This window comes from Cytobacillus sp. OWB-43 (genome assembly GCF_034651445.1).
Taxonomy (GTDB): domain Bacteria; phylum Bacillota; class Bacilli; order Bacillales; family Cytobacillaceae; genus Cytobacillus; species Cytobacillus kochii.
In genome coordinates this window covers 1-962 of record NZ_JAYEFF010000017.1, presented here as the reverse complement: position 1 = coordinate 962, position 962 = coordinate 1, and the positions used below count along the sequence as shown (strand labels likewise).

9 tRNA genes are annotated in these 962 nt (G+C 49.9%); all 9 read right to left on the bottom strand.

Annotation, left to right across the window (positions count from 1 at the left end):
• Positions 1–151: 151 nt before the first annotated feature.
• Positions 152–227: transfer RNA gene (locus U9M49_RS22615), tRNA-Ala, on the bottom strand.
• Between the two features lie 17 nt (positions 228–244).
• Positions 245–321: transfer RNA gene (locus U9M49_RS22610), tRNA-Pro, on the bottom strand.
• Between the two features lie 4 nt (positions 322–325).
• Positions 326–402 (bottom strand) — tRNA-Arg (locus U9M49_RS22605).
• Positions 403–411: 9 nt separating this feature from the next.
• A tRNA-Leu gene (locus tag U9M49_RS22600) sits at positions 412–500 on the bottom strand.
• A gap of 6 nt (positions 501–506) precedes the next feature.
• Positions 507–581: transfer RNA gene (locus U9M49_RS22595), tRNA-Gly, on the bottom strand.
• 18 nt (positions 582–599) lie between these two features.
• Positions 600–684: transfer RNA gene (locus tag U9M49_RS22590), tRNA-Leu, on the bottom strand.
• A gap of 9 nt (positions 685–693) precedes the next feature.
• Positions 694–769 (bottom strand) — tRNA-Lys (locus tag U9M49_RS22585).
• Positions 770–776: 7 nt separating this feature from the next.
• Positions 777–852: transfer RNA gene (locus tag U9M49_RS22580), tRNA-Thr, on the bottom strand.
• A 17-nt stretch (positions 853–869) separates the two neighbouring features.
• Positions 870–945, bottom strand: a tRNA-Val gene (locus tag U9M49_RS22575).
• Positions 946–962 lie beyond the last annotated feature (17 nt).

The following is a 962-nucleotide window of genomic DNA, read 5'->3' as shown; positions in this document are numbered from 1 at the left end:
CTTTGTTGCTGATAAATCAGCTTTTTTAGAATTACGCTTGACGTTTTACGTTCGTTCAGTTTTCAAAGAACAATCTCATTCGCTTCAGAAGCGACTTTATAATCATACAACATCTTAACTTGTTATGTCAATAACTTTTTTAAAATGTTTTTGGTGGAGCCTAGCGGGATCGAACCGCTGACCTCCTGCGTGCAAAGCAGGCGCTCTCCCAGCTGAGCTAAGGCCCCAAAAAGAGTAATAAAAATGGTCGGGAAGACAGGATTCGAACCTGCGACCCCTTGGTCCCAAACCAAGTGCTCTACCAAGCTGAGCTACTTCCCGTTTATGGCGCGCCCGAGAGGAGTCGAACCCCTAACCTTTTGATCCGTAGTCAAACGCTCTATCCAATTGAGCTACGGGCGCATCAATAAGTGGTGCCGAGGACCGGAATCGAACCGGTACGGTAGTCACCTACCGCAGGATTTTAAGTCCTGTGCGTCTGCCAGTTCCGCCACCCCGGCACTTATTGGAGCGGAAGACGGGATTCGAACCCGCGACCCTCACCTTGGCAAGGTGATGTTCTACCACTGAACTACTTCCGCAAATATTCAAAATAAAAATGGTGCGGGTGAAGGGAGTCGAACCCCCACGCCTTGCGGCGCCAGATCCTAAGTCTGGTGCGTCTGCCAATTCCGCCACACCCGCATATATAAATGGTGAGCCATGAAGGACTCGAACCTTCGACCCTCTGATTAAAAGTCAGATGCTCTACCAACTGAGCTAATGGCTCGTACAAGTGGTGCCGGCCAGAGGACTTGAACCCCCAACCTACTGATTACAAGTCAGTTGCTCTACCAATTGAGCTAGGCCGGCAAATAAACACAAAAAAATGGTGGAGGATGACGGGATCGAACCGCCGACCCTCTGCTTGTAAGGCAGATGCTCTCCCAGCTGAGCTAATCCTCCAATATGTATGCCCGGCA